This is a genomic window from Streptomyces sp. AHU1 (assembly GCF_045343905.1).
Taxonomy (GTDB): Bacteria; Actinomycetota; Actinomycetes; order Streptomycetales; family Streptomycetaceae; genus Streptomyces; species Streptomyces triticiradicis.
On sequence record NZ_CP174283.1, the window covers coordinates 825,638 to 843,357 of the forward strand.

General features: G+C 72.3%; 16 protein-coding genes. 4 read left to right on the plus strand and 12 right to left on the minus strand.

Features of this window, described 5'->3' with window-relative positions; genetic code table 11:
• Nucleotides 1-27: 27 nt before the first annotated feature.
• From ACICHK_RS03910 to ACICHK_RS03925, 4 genes are all read right to left on the minus strand, one after another.
• Nucleotides 28-1,521: an alpha/beta hydrolase gene (locus tag ACICHK_RS03910; RefSeq protein WP_406835685.1), complete on the minus strand. Its 1,494-nt coding sequence runs from the start codon at nt 1,519-1,521 to the stop codon at nt 28-30.
• Between the two features lie 160 nt (nt 1,522-1,681).
• Nucleotides 1,682-2,080: a hypothetical protein gene (locus ACICHK_RS03915; RefSeq protein WP_406835686.1), complete on the minus strand. Its 399-nt coding sequence runs from the start codon at nt 2,078-2,080 to the stop codon at nt 1,682-1,684.
• A 627-nt stretch (nt 2,081-2,707) separates the two neighbouring features.
• The gene (locus ACICHK_RS03920; RefSeq protein ID WP_151473341.1) at nt 2,708-3,022 is read right to left on the minus strand and encodes a WhiB family transcriptional regulator; all 315 of its coding nucleotides are present in this window, start codon (nt 3,020-3,022) and stop codon (nt 2,708-2,710) included.
• 158 nt (nt 3,023-3,180) lie between these two features.
• Nucleotides 3,181-3,501 (minus strand): hypothetical protein, encoded by a 321-nt coding sequence (locus tag ACICHK_RS03925; RefSeq protein WP_406835687.1) that lies wholly within the window; start codon nt 3,499-3,501, stop codon nt 3,181-3,183.
• A 128-nt stretch (nt 3,502-3,629) separates the two neighbouring features.
• Here ACICHK_RS03925 and ACICHK_RS03930 point away from each other — a divergent pair, with 128 nt between their 5' ends.
• From ACICHK_RS03930 to ACICHK_RS03945, 4 genes are all read left to right on the plus strand, one after another.
• Nucleotides 3,630-3,980, plus strand: coding sequence for a hypothetical protein (locus ACICHK_RS03930; protein WP_406835688.1), 351 nt, complete (start codon nt 3,630-3,632; stop codon nt 3,978-3,980).
• Nucleotides 3,977-6,382, plus strand: coding sequence for an ADP-ribosyltransferase domain-containing protein (locus ACICHK_RS03935; RefSeq protein ID WP_406835689.1), 2,406 nt, complete (start codon nt 3,977-3,979; stop codon nt 6,380-6,382). Before ACICHK_RS03930 ends, ACICHK_RS03935 begins: the two co-directional genes overlap by 4 nt.
• A 45-nt stretch (nt 6,383-6,427) precedes the next feature.
• On the plus strand, nt 6,428-6,901 hold the full coding sequence (locus tag ACICHK_RS03940; protein WP_406835690.1) for a hypothetical protein: 474 nt from the start codon (nt 6,428-6,430) through the stop codon (nt 6,899-6,901).
• Between the two features lie 237 nt (nt 6,902-7,138).
• On the plus strand, nt 7,139-9,850 hold the full coding sequence (locus ACICHK_RS03945) for a BTAD domain-containing putative transcriptional regulator (RefSeq protein ID WP_406835691.1): 2,712 nt from the start codon (nt 7,139-7,141) through the stop codon (nt 9,848-9,850).
• Nucleotides 9,851-9,953: 103 nt separating this feature from the next.
• Here the strand turns inward: ACICHK_RS03945 and ACICHK_RS03950 are convergent, their stop codons facing one another.
• The 8 genes from ACICHK_RS03950 to ACICHK_RS03985 form a co-directional block, all read right to left on the minus strand.
• Nucleotides 9,954-11,255: an NADase-type glycan-binding domain-containing protein gene (locus ACICHK_RS03950; RefSeq protein WP_406835692.1), complete on the minus strand. Its 1,302-nt coding sequence runs from the start codon at nt 11,253-11,255 to the stop codon at nt 9,954-9,956.
• Nucleotides 11,252-11,809 (minus strand): phage tail protein, encoded by a 558-nt coding sequence (locus ACICHK_RS03955; RefSeq protein WP_406835693.1) that lies wholly within the window; start codon nt 11,807-11,809, stop codon nt 11,252-11,254. The genes ACICHK_RS03950 and ACICHK_RS03955 overlap by 4 nt, the downstream gene beginning before the upstream one ends.
• Nucleotides 11,810-13,756, minus strand: a complete 1,947-nt coding sequence (locus ACICHK_RS03960; protein ID WP_406835694.1) for a putative baseplate assembly protein — start codon at nt 13,754-13,756, stop codon at nt 11,810-11,812. It abuts the gene before it with no gap.
• Nucleotides 13,753-14,166 (minus strand): GPW/gp25 family protein, encoded by a 414-nt coding sequence (locus tag ACICHK_RS03965; RefSeq protein ID WP_103553588.1) that lies wholly within the window; start codon nt 14,164-14,166, stop codon nt 13,753-13,755. The genes ACICHK_RS03960 and ACICHK_RS03965 overlap by 4 nt, the downstream gene beginning before the upstream one ends.
• A gap of 7 nt (nt 14,167-14,173) precedes the next feature.
• Nucleotides 14,174-14,455 (minus strand): PAAR domain-containing protein, encoded by a 282-nt coding sequence (locus ACICHK_RS03970; RefSeq protein ID WP_103553587.1) that lies wholly within the window; start codon nt 14,453-14,455, stop codon nt 14,174-14,176.
• A gap of 132 nt (nt 14,456-14,587) precedes the next feature.
• Nucleotides 14,588-16,459, minus strand: coding sequence for a VgrG-related protein (locus tag ACICHK_RS03975; RefSeq protein WP_406835695.1), 1,872 nt, complete (start codon nt 16,457-16,459; stop codon nt 14,588-14,590).
• A complete protein-coding gene (locus ACICHK_RS03980) occupies nt 16,459-17,286 on the minus strand; it encodes a peptidase M23 (RefSeq protein ID WP_406835696.1) in 828 nt (275 codons plus the stop codon). The genes ACICHK_RS03975 and ACICHK_RS03980 overlap by 1 nt, the downstream gene beginning before the upstream one ends.
• Nucleotides 17,283-17,720: a phage tail protein gene (locus tag ACICHK_RS03985; protein WP_406835697.1), complete on the minus strand. Its 438-nt coding sequence runs from the start codon at nt 17,718-17,720 to the stop codon at nt 17,283-17,285. Before ACICHK_RS03985 ends, ACICHK_RS03980 begins: the two co-directional genes overlap by 4 nt.

Here is a 17,720-nt window from a genome sequence, read left to right on the forward strand (position 1 = left end):
TCCGAAGCGAATTCCCGGCTCAGGACATCAGGGGCAGTACACGTCCCCGTCGGGTCGTTTCCCGGTGGCCAGGAAGCGGGAGACGGTGCGGTCGCCGCAGGCGTTGCCGTTGGCGAGGTAGGCGTTGTGGCCGGTGGAGTCGACGGTGACCATGACGGCGCGTGCGCCGAGGGCCCGGCGGAGCCTCAGGGCGCCGCTGAGCGGAGTGGCCACATCACGGGCGTTCTGCACGAGCAGGATGTCGGACGGGCCCTGGCCGGTGATCCGTACCGGGGACCGTCGCGGCGGGTAGGGCCAGGCGGCGCAGACCATCGCGTTGCGGGGCATGCCCGCGGTGAGTGGATGCAGGCGGCGGCTGTCGGCGACGGCCTCGCGGTAGTCGGCCGTCGACGTCGGCCAGGCCACGTCGTTGCAGATCGTGCCGATGCCGACCGCGACGAGGTTCTGCAGCGCATGGTCCGGCGGCGGTGTCGGCGCGGGAGGCACCGTGCCGCGCCGGGCGGCCAGCATCAGCTCGGCCAGGACGGGGAAGCGGCTGGGCGCGTAGAGGCTGTCCAGCATGGTCTGGCGCAGCACGTTGCCGTTCAGCTCCGGGGGGTTGGCGCCCGGCCAGGGGAGCGGTGCCCGGTCCAGGCGGGCGGCGAGGCGCAGGAACAGCGGCCGTACCTCCTCGGCGGTCGTCGCCACCCGGTCCGGATTGCCGGCGGTCGCGGCCCACCGGGCGAACTCCGGGAAGGTGTCCTCCACCCCGCGCTCGTACGCGTGCAGCCAGCCGCGCTCGACCAGGTCGGGATCCGGATCGTCGTTGCTGTCCAGCACGATGCGGTCGGTGTGCTGCGGGAACAACTGGCTGTAGACGGCGCCCACGTACGTGCCGTACGAGACACCCCAGGCGGCGAGCCGGTGCTCGCCGAGCGCGGCGCGGATGCGGTCGATGTCGTGGACCTCGTCAAGGGTGCTGATGTGCCGGATCAGCTCGCCCCCGTTGCGCGCGCAGGCCCCCGACAACCGGCGGGCGGTGGCCAGGTTCCCGGTGATCGAACCGTCCGGGGCCGGCCAGGGACGCAAGGTCGAGGTGGCGAGGTCGGCGTGCCGGAGGGCGCAGCTGACGGTGGTGGACGGTGCGAGGCCACGGGGTGCGAAGCCGATCAGGTCGTACTGGTCCCGCACGGCCTGCGGCAGTTTCCGGCCCTTCCCGGAGGGGTCGGTGAGGCTCGTGTTGCCCGGCCCGCCCGGAATCAGCAGCAGCGCCCCGCGCCGGGCGGCCGGTTTCTCGGCGGGAATCCGGGAAACGGCGACGTCGATCGTGCGGCCGCCGGGGGCGGCGTAGTCCATCGGCACCTTCAGCGAGGCGCACTGCTGACGCGCGTCGAGCCCGTCGCCCGCGCACCGGGTCCAGTGGAGGGCGGGCGACGAGGGTGCCGCTGTCGCGGGAGGGGAGACGCTCAGCGGAGTGGCGAGGCCGAGGAGCGCCGCGGAGACGGTGAGCCAGGCTGCCCGTAAACTTCTGCTCTGCTTCATGCGGACGAGCCTCACGGATTCGGCGGGCCCCTCACATCCGGTGAACCCCCGTATCGGTAAGGGGGGTTGCCCGTCTGCCGGGAGGCCGCCACGAAGTCCGTCCGCCACTCTCGGCAACGGGAGAAACGGGGGCCGACCTCCGTCCGCGCGCCCGGCGGGATCAGCCGATCAGACCGCGGGCGGCATCCCGCCCCTTCTGGTCGAGCTCCCCGCTGATCTCCAATGCGTCCTTTACCTCGTCCTGCTGCTCGGGCGACAGGCCCTCGCATTCGCCGGGCACGCCGCCGTCCGGGTTCGCGAGGATCGCGACGACGCACTGGCCGGCGGGGTCGGCGTGCCCCGGGTCCGCCTCGCCCTGGTCATCCGACCCGTCCGGCACGTCGGAAGTTCCCCCACCCTCGGTCGCATCGGACGAGCCGGGCAGTCCCGAACCGGCCGAGACGCCCGGCGCCTGCCGCCCGTCGGTACCGGAGGAATTTCCCGTGTCATCGCCGGAGCAGCCGGTGATGAGCGCGAGGGCTGCCAGCGCGAGGGCGGCCGGGAACGTACGGTGGTGCACAGGGTCTCCCCGAAGTCCAGAAATATGATCAGGTGTCACGCTGGCACACCCTCCCGGCAGGCATGCCGGTCATGACAATTCCGTGACAATGAGGAATCGATCCGGGGCAGAGAGTCACTTGCCGCTTGGGCGAAGCCTCGGGGAACAGAACCCGCAGGGGCTCGCCGCGGACCTTGCGGCGCACCAGGTCCAGGTCGGCTACGGGGATCCGACCGTGCACGGGCAAGCGCGCCGCATCGCCACGCTTCTACCGGCGTCCGCCCTCGACTCGATCATCAAGCACCCGAGGTCGAGATACGCCGGCCGGGTTCAGGGAGTGCCGCAACTAGTGGCTCCGCCGGGGCAGGTGACGCTGTCGTTGGACGCCATGCCCACGATTCCCAGCACCAGGACGATGAGAGCCAGGATGATCACAGGTACGTTGTCCGCGGCCCAACTGCCCTGATCGCGTGGTGGTTTCGGAACGCCGGGCCGGGGGCTCGTGTTGTCGCGTGCGGCCTCGGCACCAGGCCCGTCAGATCCCTCTGTCACCATCACGTCCCCCGTCGTCGTCGCCCCTTTCACGATGACACGGCATCGGCCCTCACCCGTCAAGCCTCGCGCCGTACGGGCTCTGTCGGGATCCGCTCAGAGTGCGCCGGCTCCTTGTCGGTCGGACTGTGACTGTTCGAGATCACGGCGGGCGCCGTCCAGAACTCGCCGCCATGAGACGACGTCCGGCCTGCGGCGCAACAGCGCCCTGCGTTCGCGCTCGGTCATGCCGCCCCACACGCCGAACTCGATGCGGTGGTCGAGTGCTTCGGCCAGGCACTCGGTGCGGACCGGGCACCCCGAACAGACCGCCTTGGCCCTGTTCTGCCGGGCGCTTTCCCCGAACAACTCCTCAGGGTCGACGCTGTGGCAGGCCGCGCTCTCGCTCCAGTGGTCCCTCACGCTCGTCATGTGTCCCCTCCCCCGTCGCACGCGGCGACTGGTGCGAGCTTATTGCGCAGGTCAACACCGCTGTAGTGCGGGGTACGAGGACTTTCGGTTCTCGTGTGCTGACGACGGCGTGGTTCTCCAGGGACTGTGGTCACGCATTTCCCCGGGGCCCGGCGGGCTCAGACGTCGTCGAACGGTTCGTCACTCCATCTGAACCAGGCACGACCGTCACCGATGTGCAGGAGAAACTCCGCGACCGGGCCTGACGGGGCCACCAGCGACAAGGTGTCCGCGATCCGGTCGTAGGAGTCGTCGAACCGCTCGTACTCCTCCGCCTCCAGCAGAGCCAGCGACTCGTCGAACCAGGGTTTCACCTCTCCGAACATCGGCGTCGGAACGAAACGACCGTTCAGCCATGGGAAATCGGCCTCGTCGATCACGATCTCGCCGAGCAGGTCCTCCCGCCGCATCAGTCGCCAGACTTCGCCCTCGAAACCCATCCCGCCGGTTCTCCGTCCATGTCCTGGTGTCACCGGGCAGCCTCTCATCCGGCAAGGACAACGAGGAGGTTCCGGCGGTCCCGTGCCCCCAAGGCCGTCGGCCGGGAGGGGCCGTTCGCCATGGGACGGTGACGACGTCGAACGCCCTGTTCCACTACATCGGCGCCGCCGGCTGGGACGAGATCCGCGAGTCGGGCTTCATCGACACCACGTCCCGGGCGGCGGACCACATCGACGGTCAGGTCGAGCTCGTACTGCTCGCCCCTGACGCGGCACCGGCACCGCTCTCGTCCTGGACGACTATCTCCGATCGGTGGATGCGCTGCCGGTGGGAAACGGGCGTGCGCGACCATCGGCCGGTGTGGGTCCGCAGGGGCATGACGGCAGGTCACCGTCCCCTTGTCGGAGCCGCGTTGTCAGTGGTGGGAGATACGTTCGAGGTCTTGGAACCGCTGTTGCACGACAGGAGTGGACGATGACCGAGAGCAGTGTGCTGCCCGCGCTCAGGGTGGTGCTGACGGACGTCAACGAGCGTGTGGTGGAGGCGTGGCGCGCCGCGTTCGCCGACACCCCCGGTATCGAGATCCGCAAGGGCTCGATCCTCGACGAGGACGTCGACGCCTGGGTCACCCCCACGAACTCCCGGGGCCGGATGGACGGCGGGGTCGACGCCGTCATCAAGCGGTACCTGGGGTCCGGCATCCAGGTGCGCGTCCAGCGGGCGATCCGTGACCGGTTCGCCGGACCCATGCCGGTGGGCAGCGCGGTCTGCGTCCCGTCCGGCGCGACCGTCCCCCGGTACCTGATATCGACGCCGACGATGGTGCGGTCCTCGCAGAACGTGAGCGCCACGCTGAACGTGGCGCTGGCGTGCGCGGCCGCTTTCCAGGCCGTCCACCGGCAGAACCGGAAGAAGCCGGGCAGCATCCGGTCCGTGGCGCTGGTCGGGTTGGGGGCGCAGACCGGCCAGGTGCCGGCCCGGGTGTGCGCCAATCTGATGTGGACCGGCTACACGCTCTTCCACGACCACTGGTTCGAGGACGACGACGAGTTGCGCTCCACGATCGTCTCCCAGCTCCACGGGATCGAGAACGCGCCCGTCGACCAGCGGGTGCGCATCGTGCCGCCGGTGGCCGTCACGCCCGTCGCCCCCGCGCCGGTGTCGGCGCCGGCACCTGAAACTGCCGCTCCCGCTCCCTCCTCTCCTTCTGCCACGACGGCTGAAAGCGCCTCCGCCATGACCGGATCGACGACCGGCGCCCCGGCCCCGGACCAGCAGCCCCAGCCCGATGTGAACGACCCCCTCGCCCTGGCCGAGCTGTTCGACGGCGGTGGGGAGGCCTGGTTCCCGCTGCTGAAGCCGGTCATCGAGGCGCAGCCGGACGCCGCGCGGTTCATCGGGAAGGGCCGCAGCCCCGAGGTGGTCCCGGTCCGCGAGCTGACGTTCCAGGCGCTCAAGCCGAACCCGCCGCACAAGTGGAAGGTCGTGGTCTTCGGCCAGAACCCGTATCCGCGGCCGGAGAGCGCCACCGGCATCGCCATGTTCGACAACACCTTCAGCGACTGGAAGGACAGCCAGTTCGGCCGGGTCGTCAGCATCCGGTGCCTCATCAAGGCGGCGGCGATGTGGAAGTACGGCATCGCCAAGAAGACCCCGATCGCCGACGTGCGGGCGCTGCTGAAGGAGCGGGACACGGTCCAGCCGCCGGAGTGGTTCCAGGCGATGCTGACGCAGGGCGTGCTCCTGCTGAACGCGTCGCTGACCGCGAGCGGTGACGGGGCGATGGGGGCCGACCAGCACACGGCGTTCTGGCGGCCGGTGGCCGAGCGGATCGTCGAGGAGATCCTCAAGGCCAAGCAGGACGCGACCGGGGAGGACCGCGGGGTCGTGTTCGCGTGGTGGGGGGCGCACGCCCGCAGCCTGAAGCGGGTCGTACTGCGGCTCCAGCAGAAGTACCCGGACGTCGAGGTCCGGCACCTCGACCACGCGAACCCGGCGGCGCAGGGCGACATCTTCTGCGAGGGCGACCACTTCGCCCAGGTCAACGACGCTCTGGCCTCGCTGGGTGCCGACGGCGTCGACTGGCTGCCGAGCAAGGGGTGGAACGAGACGGCGGCCGGCGCGGGCGGTGCGGACGGGGGTGTCGCGGCGCGCATGGGCGCTTTCATCGAGTCGACGATGAACCTGCACCAGCTGTACCTGGAGCGCCTCACCAGCGTCAAGGACGAGGGTCTGGTCCTGCCCGCGATCACCGGGGTCTTCGACACCCCGCTGATGGACTTCCAGGAAGCCGTCGGCCCGGTCTCCGCGGCGCTGTCCGGTCTCGCCGGGCACATCCGGCGCTCCCGCGACTTCGGCAAGCTGCGTGCGGACCAGACGGCCGGTGGCGGCCTGTCCGCCGACGCGATCGCCGCGCTGCACCTCTACACCTGTGAGTCGGCCTTCTACCGCGAGATCAACAGCGTCCTACGCTCCCCCGACCGCACCAGGGTCACGCCCTACCTGCCGTACCTGCGGCTGCTGTTCTCGGCGGTCTCGAAGCTGCCGGCCTACACGCACCCGCTGTGGCGCGGGGTGTCGCTGGACCTTCGGGCGCAGTACCCGGTGGGCCGGACGGTGACCTGGTGGGGCGTCTCCTCGTGCACCTCCGAACTGAAGGTGGCCAGGGCGTTCCTGGGCAGTCGCGGCAAGCGGACCCTCTTCGAGGTGACGCCGGCCCGGGCGGTCGGGATCAAGAGCTTCTCCGCCTTCACCGGCGAGGAGGAGTACATCCTCACGCCGGGTACCCAGCTCAAGGTGACGGAGGTGAAGAGCGAGGCCCGCGGGCTGTGCACGGTCCGGCTGAGCGAGGTCACGGACGTCGCTCCCGTGGTGTCCTGAACCGCCGCCGTTCCACGGTCAGTGGCTGGGGTTAGGGTCCCCGATGTGAGTGACCACTACGATCTGTTCCTGGCCGTGGACCTGCCGCCGGACCTGCCCGAGCCGGTGCTTCTGGAACTGAGGTGGCTCCTGGGGGAGGCGGACATGCCACCCGAGTCGAAGGCGGCCGACTGGGAGTCATGGGGCGGTCCCTGGCAGGCATTCGACGGCGGCTCGGCGAGCCACTCGTTCGACGGGGCCGACGTCTCCCTGCTGGTCCGTGCCACGGACAGGCCGGACTCGGACGGCGGCGAACCGTGGGCCCTGACCGTCCGGACCTCCGTCCACGAGGACGACTTCGGGGTGATGATGGACGTCGTCGGGTGGCTTCTCCGATACGCGACCACGCAAGGGTGGGTCGGGTTCGTCCGTGAATCCGTCCTGGGTCGGGTTCAACATCTCGTGCGCCACGAGGACGGCTTCGATCTCGTCGATGTCCGCCCGGCCGGTCAGCCGAAACGTGTTCCCTGGTCATCGTGACGGCCCGCCTCCGGACGGGGCGGGCGGAACTCCTGGGCCTGGAGCGGAATTCTCTTCGCCGTCGGCCGTTTCCGGGCACTCCGGATGAGGGAAAGCACGAAAATGACACCCCGCGGACACAGAAGCCCCACACCCCGTAACCTGACGGGCATTCACATATCAAAAACAGCGCAAAAGAAGAATTAGCCGAAACGGGACACTCGCGCCAGGGCGTCCGGTACACGGAGATTAAGACATATGACGAGTCTTTTACCGGCTCAGCAGCGGACCACGTTCCGGATACCGGCTTCCGAGACCATGTCCCGGGGCCGTCTGACCGAGCAGTTCACCCGCTGCCCGTCGGGCCTGGTGGTCGCCCCGCCCGGCTTCGGCAAGACCGCGCTGCTGGCACAGGCGGCCAGGGCCCATCCGGGCCCGGTGACGTGGTATCAGGCCCGGCCCGGCGCCGATCCGCGGGAGTTGCTGACCACACTCGGGTACCCGCCGGACACGTCGGCGGAACTCGTCGGCGCGTCCGGCGCGATCCAGCAGATGCCGCGACGCCGGGACGCCGGGGGCGGCGGAACGGCCGGACGGCTGATCGTCATTGATGACATGCACCTGCTCTCGCCGGCCGCGCAGGCGCTCGCGGTCCGGCTCGGCCAGCTGGCACCGCCGCACCCGCTGGTCCTGATCGGAACGCGCCCCGCGACCGGGTTACCGGTGACCTCCATGGAGGCGTCGAGCGCGACGGTGGTGAACGCCGACGCGCTGCGTTTCCGCTCCTGGGAGGTCGAGCAGCTGTTCCCCCTTCTCCACGGCACGGCTCTGCGCCCTGGAATCGCGGTACCCCTGGTCCGGGCCACCGGCGGCCGGGCCGCGGTGCTGAGACTGTTCGGCAGAGCCGTGGCGGCCGACCCCGGCACGGGTCAGGAGCAGATCCTGACCGACGGGTCGTTCGGCCGCGAATACCTGGAGCGGGAGGTCCTCACCCCGCTCCCCGGCCGTCTCAGACGCTTCCTGACGGAGACCTGTCTGCTGAACCGGCTCACCGCCGACGCCTGCCACGCGCTGACCGGCCGGGCCGACAGCGCCGAGATGCTGTACTCCCTGGCTCACGAGCACGGGGTCCTGCGCGCCGCCCCGGACGGACGCACCTACGTCGCCGAACCCCTGCTCCGCGCATGTCTACGCGCGCGGCTCACCCAGGCGCTGACCGACGTCGAACTCGCGCGGCTGCGCGGCCTGGCCGGTGCCGGTGCCGGCGGTCAGCAGGACCTGCCGTCCTCGGCGGTGCGCCGTCGCCCCGGGACCGCCGACTGGGCCGACCCGCTGCGCGCCGTCCTCGCGGGCACTCCGGACGTGTTCCCCGGCCGCTCCGGCGGGCGCGTCACCGCGGCCGGCTCCGGCAGCTCCGCCGCCTTCCTCGTCCAGGGCGTCGCCGCCGCCCTGTCCGGTGACGGGACGGCCGGTGACACCGTGCGCCGGGCCTTGGCGGAGGCGACGGAAGACGCCCTGGTCGCACTGTCCGGGCAGTTGGTACGGGTGGTGCTGGCCGTGCTGGCCGGAGGCCCGGCCGGGCCGGTCCCCTACCCGGAGCTCCAGCGGATCGCGTACGACGCCGAACGGCTGGACCTGCTGTGGCTGAGCCGTGCCGCCCGGTGCCTGCTGGGCCTGGGGCCTCACTCCGAGGATGCCGGGCAGCCGGCCGTCGTGCTGGACGAGTGCGTTCGCCTCGGTGACGCCGAAGGGGCGGCGCTCGCCGCATCGGCCGTGTGCCTGCGCTCGGTGTGGCGGGGGCGCCCCGCCATCGGCGAACTGGAAGAGGCCGTGCGGCGCTTCCGGGCACTGGGCTGGGGCACGCTGGAGGCGTGGGGCCGGGCCGCCCTCGCCGTCGTGGAGGCCGCGCACGACCTGCCGGACGCGGAACAGCGTGCCGCCCAGGCGGAGGCGTTCGCCCGGTCGGCGGGCGTACCCGGCGCACGTGCGCTGGCCATCGGCGCGATGGCCGTGGCGACGCCCGACGCGGCGAACCGGGCCGAGCTGCAGGAAGCCGCCTGGTCGACGGCCCGGTCCGCGCGACTGCCGGTGTCCGGGCTGCGCTCCTGGCTCACCGCCCTCGCGTCCCCCGCCGACCCGGCCGGGGACGGCGCGGCGGCGACCGGAAGAACCAGAAGCGGCGGGCACCACACCACCGCGTCCCCACGCTCCCACGAAGCGCCGCCGGTACCGGGGCTGACGGTGCGTTGCCTCGGCGGCTTCGAGTTCACCCTGGCCGGGCGCGCGCACGACTGGGCCAAGCTGCGCCCCAGGGCACAGGCGCTGCTGCGGCTCCTCGCCGTACGCGCCGGGCAGGCGGTCCACCGTGACCATCTGCTGATCGCGTTCTGGGACGGAGTGGCGACCCCGTCCACCCTGCACAACCTCCAGGTGACGATCTCCAGTCTGCGTTCCTTCCTGGAACCGGAACGCCCCAGGGGCGGTTCGCGGCTCATCGCGCGGCAGGGCGACTCCTACCGGCTGGTGCTGGCGCCCGGCGATGTGAGCGATGTCGCGGCGTTCGAGCGTGCGGTGCGCGACGGCCGAAGATCCCGGGCGCAGAAGCGGCCGGAGGAGGCGGCCGACGCGTTCCGCACCGCTCTGGAGCACTACGCGGGTGAGCTGCTGCCCGGGGACGGACAGGCCGAGTGGGTGGTCGCCGACCGGGAACGGCTGCGCCGGGAAGCGGCCGGCGCGGCCGTGGCTCTGGCCGAGATACGGCTCGGCCAGAACCGGCCCGTCGAAGCGGCGGACGCGGCCGAACGCTGCCTCGAGATCGACGGGCACCGCGACGCCGCGTGGCGGGTGCTGATCCAGGCGTGCGACGCCGCCGGGCTCGCGGCCGACAGCGCGCGGGCCCGCAGCGGCTACTCGGCGATGCTGGCCTCCCTGGGCATCCCGCCGTCCGGCGTGCTCCCCCATCCGATGTAGCGGCGGGCGCAGGGGCCTGCGGCCGAACCCCTGCTCCGCCGCGCGTCGTGGGCCGGACGCCGTCACGAGGGGACACCTCGATGACGGGCGTCCCGTACCCATGTCATCGCAGTCCGAAGAACTCGACCTCCAGGATCGCCGTGTGCCGGTTCTTCGCCTCGGCTCCGTAACCGGACCGGACGACGAACCGCACCGAGCTGACGTCCTTGCCTTCGAGGTCCAGCGTCTGCGGCCCCGGCTTGTCCTCCAGGTCGAGCCGCTTCTTCGTGACGTGGCCGCCCGGGTCGCCCAGCTCGACGTCGAGGACGGACGGCCTGGCCTGCTTGAGGAACTCGTCCTTGTTGACCGACACACCGGTGTGGATGATGAGCTGCTCGAGCGTGACGGGCTGTTCGAAGCGTGCCTCCAGTTCCTCCCCCGTGCCCGCACCGGCCGACGCGGGTGCCCAGTAGGTGTTGTTCGCCCCGTCGAAGGCAAGGTTCGGCCCGTGGTTCTTGAGGTGGCTGGACGCCTTCGCGAACTTCGGGTTGACGGGGGTGGGTTCGGCCGTCTTGTTCCGGAGGCTGTCGATGAGGCCGCTCAGGTGGGGCCGGGCGAGGTAGCCGCCGCCGAGCAGGAGGGCCAGTGTGACCGGGATCGCCAGGCTCGGCCGTCGCCATGCCCGGACCCGGGGACGCTGCCCGGCCGTGAGCGGGCGCGGCGGGCGGCGGCGCAGCCGCCGCAGCAGTCGCGCCCACCACGAGAGCCGCTCCTCCTCCACCACGGCCGCGTCGAGAACGGCGCCGCAGCGAAGGCACAGGGTGCGGGTACGCGGATTGGCCCGGTCGCAGGCCGGACAGACCAGGTCGTGGGCCGGGGGCGCGGTCGCGGTGGCGTCCGGCGTGGCCGGCGGCACGGGCAGGTCGTCCGGGTCCGCCGACCGCTCACCGGGCCGCCGTACGGTCCCGGAGGCCCCGCGTTCGGTGGGCGTCCGGGGCCGGACCGGTTCGGCCGGTCCCGCGGGGACGGACGGGACCGCCGGACCCGGGACGGCCTGCTCCGGTGCGGAACCGGGCGGTGGTGTCCGGGGCCGCGGGGGAACGGGTGCCGGGGTCTCCGGCCGGGACGGGACGGGATCGGTCCGGGTGGCCGTCGGCTCCGGCGCGGAACGGCCGGCCGACGCCGTCCGGACGGACGGCACGGAACCGTTCACGTCCGGTGCCACCGGAGCGGGCCCCGTCGGTCCGGCGACCGCGGGCTCCGCGACGGCCGCGCGGGGCGCCGCCGCCGGAGCCTGGCCGCCCTCGGCGGAGCCGGCGCCGTCCTGCTCCCACTCGAGGAAGGCGTTGCAGGACACGCAGAACGCCGCGTCCGGCGCGTTGTGGTGGCCGCAGTCCGGGCAGACCGGGCCGGCGGGGCCGCTCATGACGCCTCCTTGAGGGGCAGCAGTTCCGTGTCGTACCCGACGTGCGCCGGTACCTCACCGGCCACCAGCCGCCGCAGCCGTTCCGCGCCCGCCGCGTCCGGCTCGGCCACCCGCACCCGTACGGTGACCCGGGGCGCGGCACCGGCCGCCCCGGGCAAGGGGCTGTGCGCCGTCTCGGACCACGACGTCCCGCCCGTCTCCTCGATCTCCGCCTCCGTGCCGAACTCCAGCCGTACGGCTTCGGCGAGTCCGCCTCGCGTTCCCCGTCTGCGGTGCCGTTCCATCGCTCCGAGGACCGCGGCCCGGCGCTGTCCGGCCGACTGACCGGGGGCCGGGTCGGCGGCCACCCACGCGCCCGTCCACTCCAGGAAGTCCTCCGGGGCGGTTCGCGGGTCCAGATGGGCGGAGAGGTTGTCGATGGTCAGCAGCACCGGCGCGAGCACGTCGTCCAGCGCCCCGAGGAACCGCTGGACGAAGTCCTCCCCCAGGTACACGGCGGGGAGCTGGTAGATGAGTGGGTGGGGCGTGGGCAGTCCCTCGACTGATCCGCGCATTCAGGCCTCCCGCATTCGGAGTTGGTGCTCGTAGGAGAAGACGAGGGCGTGCGGGTCGAGCACGAGCCTGGTGACCGGTTCGGCGCGCTGTCCGGTCAGCGGGTCGGCCGGGAAGAGCCTGACGTCCTCGACGAGGTCGACGCCCGGCACCCGTTGCAGGACGGCGTACACCTCACCGGCGTGGACCGGCCGCCCGAACGGCCAGCCCTGCCCGCTCGGGCCTCCGGTGACCGGGTTGAAGTACCCGTACAGGGCGGCCAGCGCCGCGGTGCGGACCGGTTCCGCCGCCGCGCCGCGGGCCGCCAGGACGGACGCCACGACGGTGACGCCCTGGTAGTAGGGCGGCTCGACCACCAGCCGGGTGCCGACGGGACGGCGCTGGTCCAGGTAGTCGGCGAGGCCTCGCAGCGTCTCCCGGGGCGGCACCAGGTCGTCGAAGCGCAGCCGCCCCTGGGCGTCGCCCTGCACGGCCGGCACCAGCAGCAGCCGTACCCCGCCCTCCTCGCCCTCCCCCGCGGGTACGCAGGCGACCCGCGCCGCGTCCGGGGCGACCTCCCGCGCCAGCACCTCGTAGTCGCGCGGGACGACCGCCCGGTGCAGGGTGCTCAGGGTCATGGGGCCGCGGACCTTGGCGCTCTCCACGCTCTCCCCGTCGACCCCGCCGACGGCGGCCCTCCGGTTCTCGGCACGCGCGACGAACGGCAGCGAGGTGCGCAGCATCCGCAGCGACCCCTTGGCGACGTTGCCCCGGCTGCCGCCGCCGGTCCGGTAGGCGCGGATCCGTACCGGGGCGCCCTTGGCCGGCACGGCACCGTAGTGACGGACCGTCCCGTCCTGTTCGCGGACGGCCGGACCGAAGTCGACCCGGCCGGAGCTCGGGTCCAGCGTCAGGTGCCGGTCGCCGGGCCCCGAGTGGGCGAAGTCGTCGACGAGCTGCCACCGCGACCAGTCGGAGCCGTCCGCCACCTCCACGACGAACGGTTCGTCGCCCGGGACGACGGGGGGCCTGGCGACCTGGAAGGACTGGCCGGGCACTCCCTCGGACAGGCCCAGGACCTCGTCCGTCACCGTTTCCGCGTGCACGGCCTCGACCGTGGCGCCGATGGTGAAGGCCTCGGCCGCACGGACGGTCGGCGACTGCAGGTAGGTGGGCTGGTCCGGCTCGGCGGGGATCAGCCGGCAGCGCACCCAGCCCGCGGTCTGGCGCGCGATCGTGGACTCCGCGTGGTCGCCCGGCAGGTGCAGGACCACCTGGCCGGGGCGGTTGAAGCCGCCGGTGCTGTCCTCCTCCACGTCGCAGCGCGCCCAGGCCGTGCCGTCCCACGCCTCCCAGCGCAGCGGCGGGCGCCGCGGGTCGACGCCGACGCCGTCGACCCGGCAGTCCAGACGCAGCACGACGACCCCGGCCGGAACGGGGTTGGTGAGGCCGACGTACAGGGCGTCGCCGGGGACGGGCTCCTCGTCGAAGCAGGGCACGTCACGGCCGAGGGCGAGTTCCTGCGTACGGTCGTCGGCTCCGCCTCCGGCGGGGCAGGTGGCCAGCCGGGCCAGCTCGCACGGCACGACCGGCAGGTCGCGGACGGTGGTGAACACCACCGCCTCCTCGGTCTCGGTGCGCACGGTGGCGACCTCGGTGCCGGCCTTGATCCGGACGGTCTCGGGCTGCGGCGCGGACAGCCAGAACGTGACGTCCGTACGGGCGGCGGTGGGCGGGTGCAGCCGGACGCCGATCAGGTCGAGGAAGGCCAGGTAGTTCTTCTCCGGTACGCGGTTGAGGCGGTAGAGGAGCTGGTCGACCATCGTGGCGAAGGCCTCGATCAGGGTCACGCCCGGATCGGAGACGTTGTGGTCGGACCACTCGGGGCAACGCTGCTGGACGAACCGCTTGGCGTCGTCGACGAGCCCCTGGAACCGCCGGTCGTCGAGATGGGGGCTGGGCAGCGTCACGGGCCCGTACCTTCCTCGTGCGCGGGAATCACATAGAACGGGAACACGAGGTTGCGGGGGTCGTTGGTGCCCCGCACGGTGTAGCTGATGTCGATGTACAGCACGCCGTCCTCCACCGCGTCGAACCGGACGTCGATGCCCACGACCTCGATCCGCGGCTCCCAGCGGTCCAGGGCGAGCCGGATCTCGTAGGCGACCTGGCCCGCGGTGCCGGCGTCGGCGGGGGCGAACACGTAGTCGTGGATGGCGCAGCCGAACTCCGGCCGCATGGGGCGCTCCCCGGGGGAGGTGGCGAGCACGAGCCGGATCGACTCCTCGATCTCCCGCTCGCCGCGCACCAGGGCGATGCTCCCGGTGGCGTCGGTGCGCGGCGGGAACGCCCAGCCCGCGCCGACGAACTGCTGTCCCATCAGCCGCTCACCCGCCGATCAGGACGGTCGGGCAGCCCGCGACGATCGGAGCCCCGCAGGCGGCGGTGTCACCCATGCGGGCGGCGGGCTTGCCGTTGATCAGGACGGTGGGGCACCCCGGCGGGATGATCACGGACGGCGGGTGCACGGCGGGCGGCGGGAAGGCGCAGACGTGGGTGGTGCCCACGGTGGCGGCGGGCATGCCGCCGATGAGGACGGTGGGGGCGCCGGGCGGGCCCACCGTCCCCGGGTGGCCGGTGGGATCGCCGACGCGAGCGGCGGGTGGCATGGAAAGGGCTCCTTTTCGTCGGCTGTCCGTCGTGACCGGGACCGGTCGTGGGGTGGGGGTCGATTCGTGGATGGGGAGTCGTGGGGCCGGTCGCCGTCGTGCCGGGTGCCGTACCCGCCGCGTGCCGCCCCGTCAGTTGATCCGGACCAGGCCCGCGTTGATCGTGCAGGTCGCCCCGCCCTTGATCTCCGTGCGCGTGGTGCCGTTCACCGCGACCTGGCCGCCCTTCACCTCCACTCTCCCGCTGGTCGCGAGTCCGACCTGGCCGCTGCCGCCGTCCACCTGCACGCCGGTCTGCGCGGTCACCTTCACCGACTTGCCGGTCAGTTCGAGGGTGCCGTTGCCCGCGTCCATGAGCGCGCCGTTGCCCGCCTTGACGGTGACCTTGTCCTTGGCGTCGATCTCCACCGTGCCGTCGCTGTGCACGACGATCTTGGTGCCCTTGCGGTCGAGGTCGATGGTGAGCTTGCCGTCGCCGGTGACCATCCGTACGCCCTGCGGGCCGGAGGCGTTGTCGAGCAGTTCGAGCTGGTTGCCGCTGCGGGAGGAGAACGTCCGCCGGTTGACGGCGCCGCTGGTCCCGTCGATCAGCTCGCCGCTCGCCGTGGACGGCTTGTCCTGCCCGTTGAAGAGGCAGCCGAGCACGTACGGGCGGTCGAGCCGGCCCTGTTCGAACCCGACCAGCACCTCGTCGCCCACCTCCGGGACGAACGCGGAGGTCCCCTTGCCGTTCTTGCCGCCTCCTCCGGAGGTCTGCGCGCAACGGGCCCAGTCGCTGACGTAGTCGTCGGACAGCCAGGGGAACTTCACCTTGACGCGGCTGAGTTTGTCCGGGTCCTTGGTGTCGGAGACGACGCCGATGACGACGCCGTCCATCTCGGGGAGCCGGCCCGCCCGGCCGGCGCCGCCGCCGGCCAGCGCCGACAGGGAGCGTTCCTGCTGGCCGGAGACGGTCACCCAGGTCTCGTAGCCGCGGTGCGCGTCGAAGACGTGCCGGGAGGAGGTGACGGTGTACCGGCCCTCGAACGGGGCGCCGACCCCGGACAGCGCGACCGCGCCGCCGGCCCGGACCTCGGGGTTGCCCTGGATGGCAGCCTCCATCTCGGCGAACGACCCGGCGATCCGCTGCGCCAGCGCCTTGGCGACCTGCTCGACCCGGGCCTGCGCGCCGTAGGTGTTGTCGGTGACGAGGAAGTCGGCCTTGCCGAAGGGGCTCGTCGCGTCCGCCGGGGAGGCACCCAGCTGGAAGGTGTCCGCCCGACCCGCGTCCGCCGTGGCGACCAGGGCCTGCTTGGTCCTGGTGTCCCAGCCGCGCACCTGGACCTGGGAGACCTGGTCGGCCGCGGTCACCCCGGCGCGGCAGCGCAGCAGGTTCTTCCCGAGCTCCAGCACCAGCGGGTCGCGGTCGGCGCGGGCCGAGGAGCCGGGCGCGCCGGACGCCGCGGTGGGGCCGGTGACGTGCAGGGCGCCGTCGATCACGTACACCTGCGCTCCGGCGTCCTCGGCCAGGCCGCGGAGGAACTCCCAGTCGGAGAGGTTCGCCTGGGCGACGTGTTCGAGGACCGGTCCGGAGACGTCGACCCTCCCCGTGGAGAGCCCGGCGCGCTGGGCGACGCGGCGGCAGATGTCCGCGACGGTCATGTTCTGGTAGGCGGCGACCCGTCGGCCCCGGAAGAGCCGGTGCGCCTTGTCCATGCCGCGGACCACGGTGAACGTGCCGGTCTCGTCGAAGTCCAGCTCCAGCGCGGTCACCTCGCCCTTGAGCAGCGGTTTCGGCGAGCCGCCCGCTCCGGACGAGGCCAGCAGCCGCGCCTCGGAGCCGATCTTGATGCCGGCCTTGTCGATCAGCACCCGGCTGGGGTCGCGGAACCGCAGCACGAACGTGTCGGGCAGCGTCCGGCTGTCGTCGACGTAGCCGTCCACCAGGGTGTTGGCGAGGTCGGCGGGGAGCCGGGTCCCGCCGATCTCCACGACCAGGCTCTTGGCGACGGTGTCGTGGGCCATCAGACGCCCTTCCGTCCGCCGGACGCCCCGGACCCGTACGCGAGGGGCTCCGTCGCCCCGCCCGGTACCGCGTCCAGTTCGTCGGCCGCGGGGAGCAGCAGTTCCCGCCCCTCGGCCAGCCGCATCGGATCGTCGATGCCATTGGCCTCGGCGATGGCCCGCCAGGCCCCCGCGTCGCCGTACTCGGCCCAGGCGAGGCCCTGCAGCGTGTCGCCCGCGCGGAGCCGGTGGACACGGCGGGCGGTCAACGCCCCCGAGGTCGGGTTCTGGCCGGCCGTCTCTCCGCTGATCTCCTCCATCGTCACCTGGCACACCGCGCGGATCGGCACCCCGGACGTGGTGAACAGCGTGTACTTGACCTGCACCTGGCTGACGTAGCCGGGGAAGCCGGTGATGCCGCCCCAGTGGAAGACCACCCAGGGCGGCGACGACCGCTGCGCCTGCCGGGTCTCGTTGGTCGGCACGCAGCAGGCGAACAGGCTCTCCACCGCCTTGACGACACTGGTGTCCTGGGTGTCGCTGGCATCGAAGAACATCTCGACGGTGAGCTTGCTGGGCTGCGGCCCCTGGTACTCCGGCGGGCCCGCGCTCTTGGCGCCCTTGGCGGGAGTGCGTTTCCAGGACGCCGACTTGCCCAGGCTGAGTTCCTTGGGGTTGAACTGGAAGTCGATCCGGCCGCAGGGGCCTCCGGGGGTGAGGCTGCCGCCCGAGGGCGGGGTGCGCAGTTCGAGGTAGGCGTGCTCCAGCTTGGGCCGCGCGTTGCCGCCCGCGGCCGACGCGGACTTCGCGCCGCCGCCCGCCGCGCTGAACGCCACGGGCCCGCTCATGCCCCGGGCTCCATCATGTAGCCGTGGTGCGCGATCTCGATGGTCTCGGTGGCGACCCTGGGCGACTCGGGATTGAACGTCGGTCCGGTCCAGCGCACCGGCACCACCTCCAGCAGGCCCCAGCGGGCGACCATCACGCCGTCGCCGGTGCGCGCCTCGATGTGCGCGGTCTTGCGGGCGAACCCGGTGGTCATGCTGGCGAACCACTTGGCCACCTTCTGGGTGTCCCGGGTCAGCGGCCGGGAGAGCTTGACGTTGGAGTACTTCAGGCGTGTCGGCAACTGCCAGACGTGGCCGTTGTTCCCGCCCTCCTCACGGGGTTCGAGCACCACCTCGCAGCCCAGCCCCTCGCAGCTGTTGAACGACCCCAGCTCGATCCCGTCGATCGTGACGACGAAACAGACCGAGACCGCCGGGTCCTGGGTGATGGACAT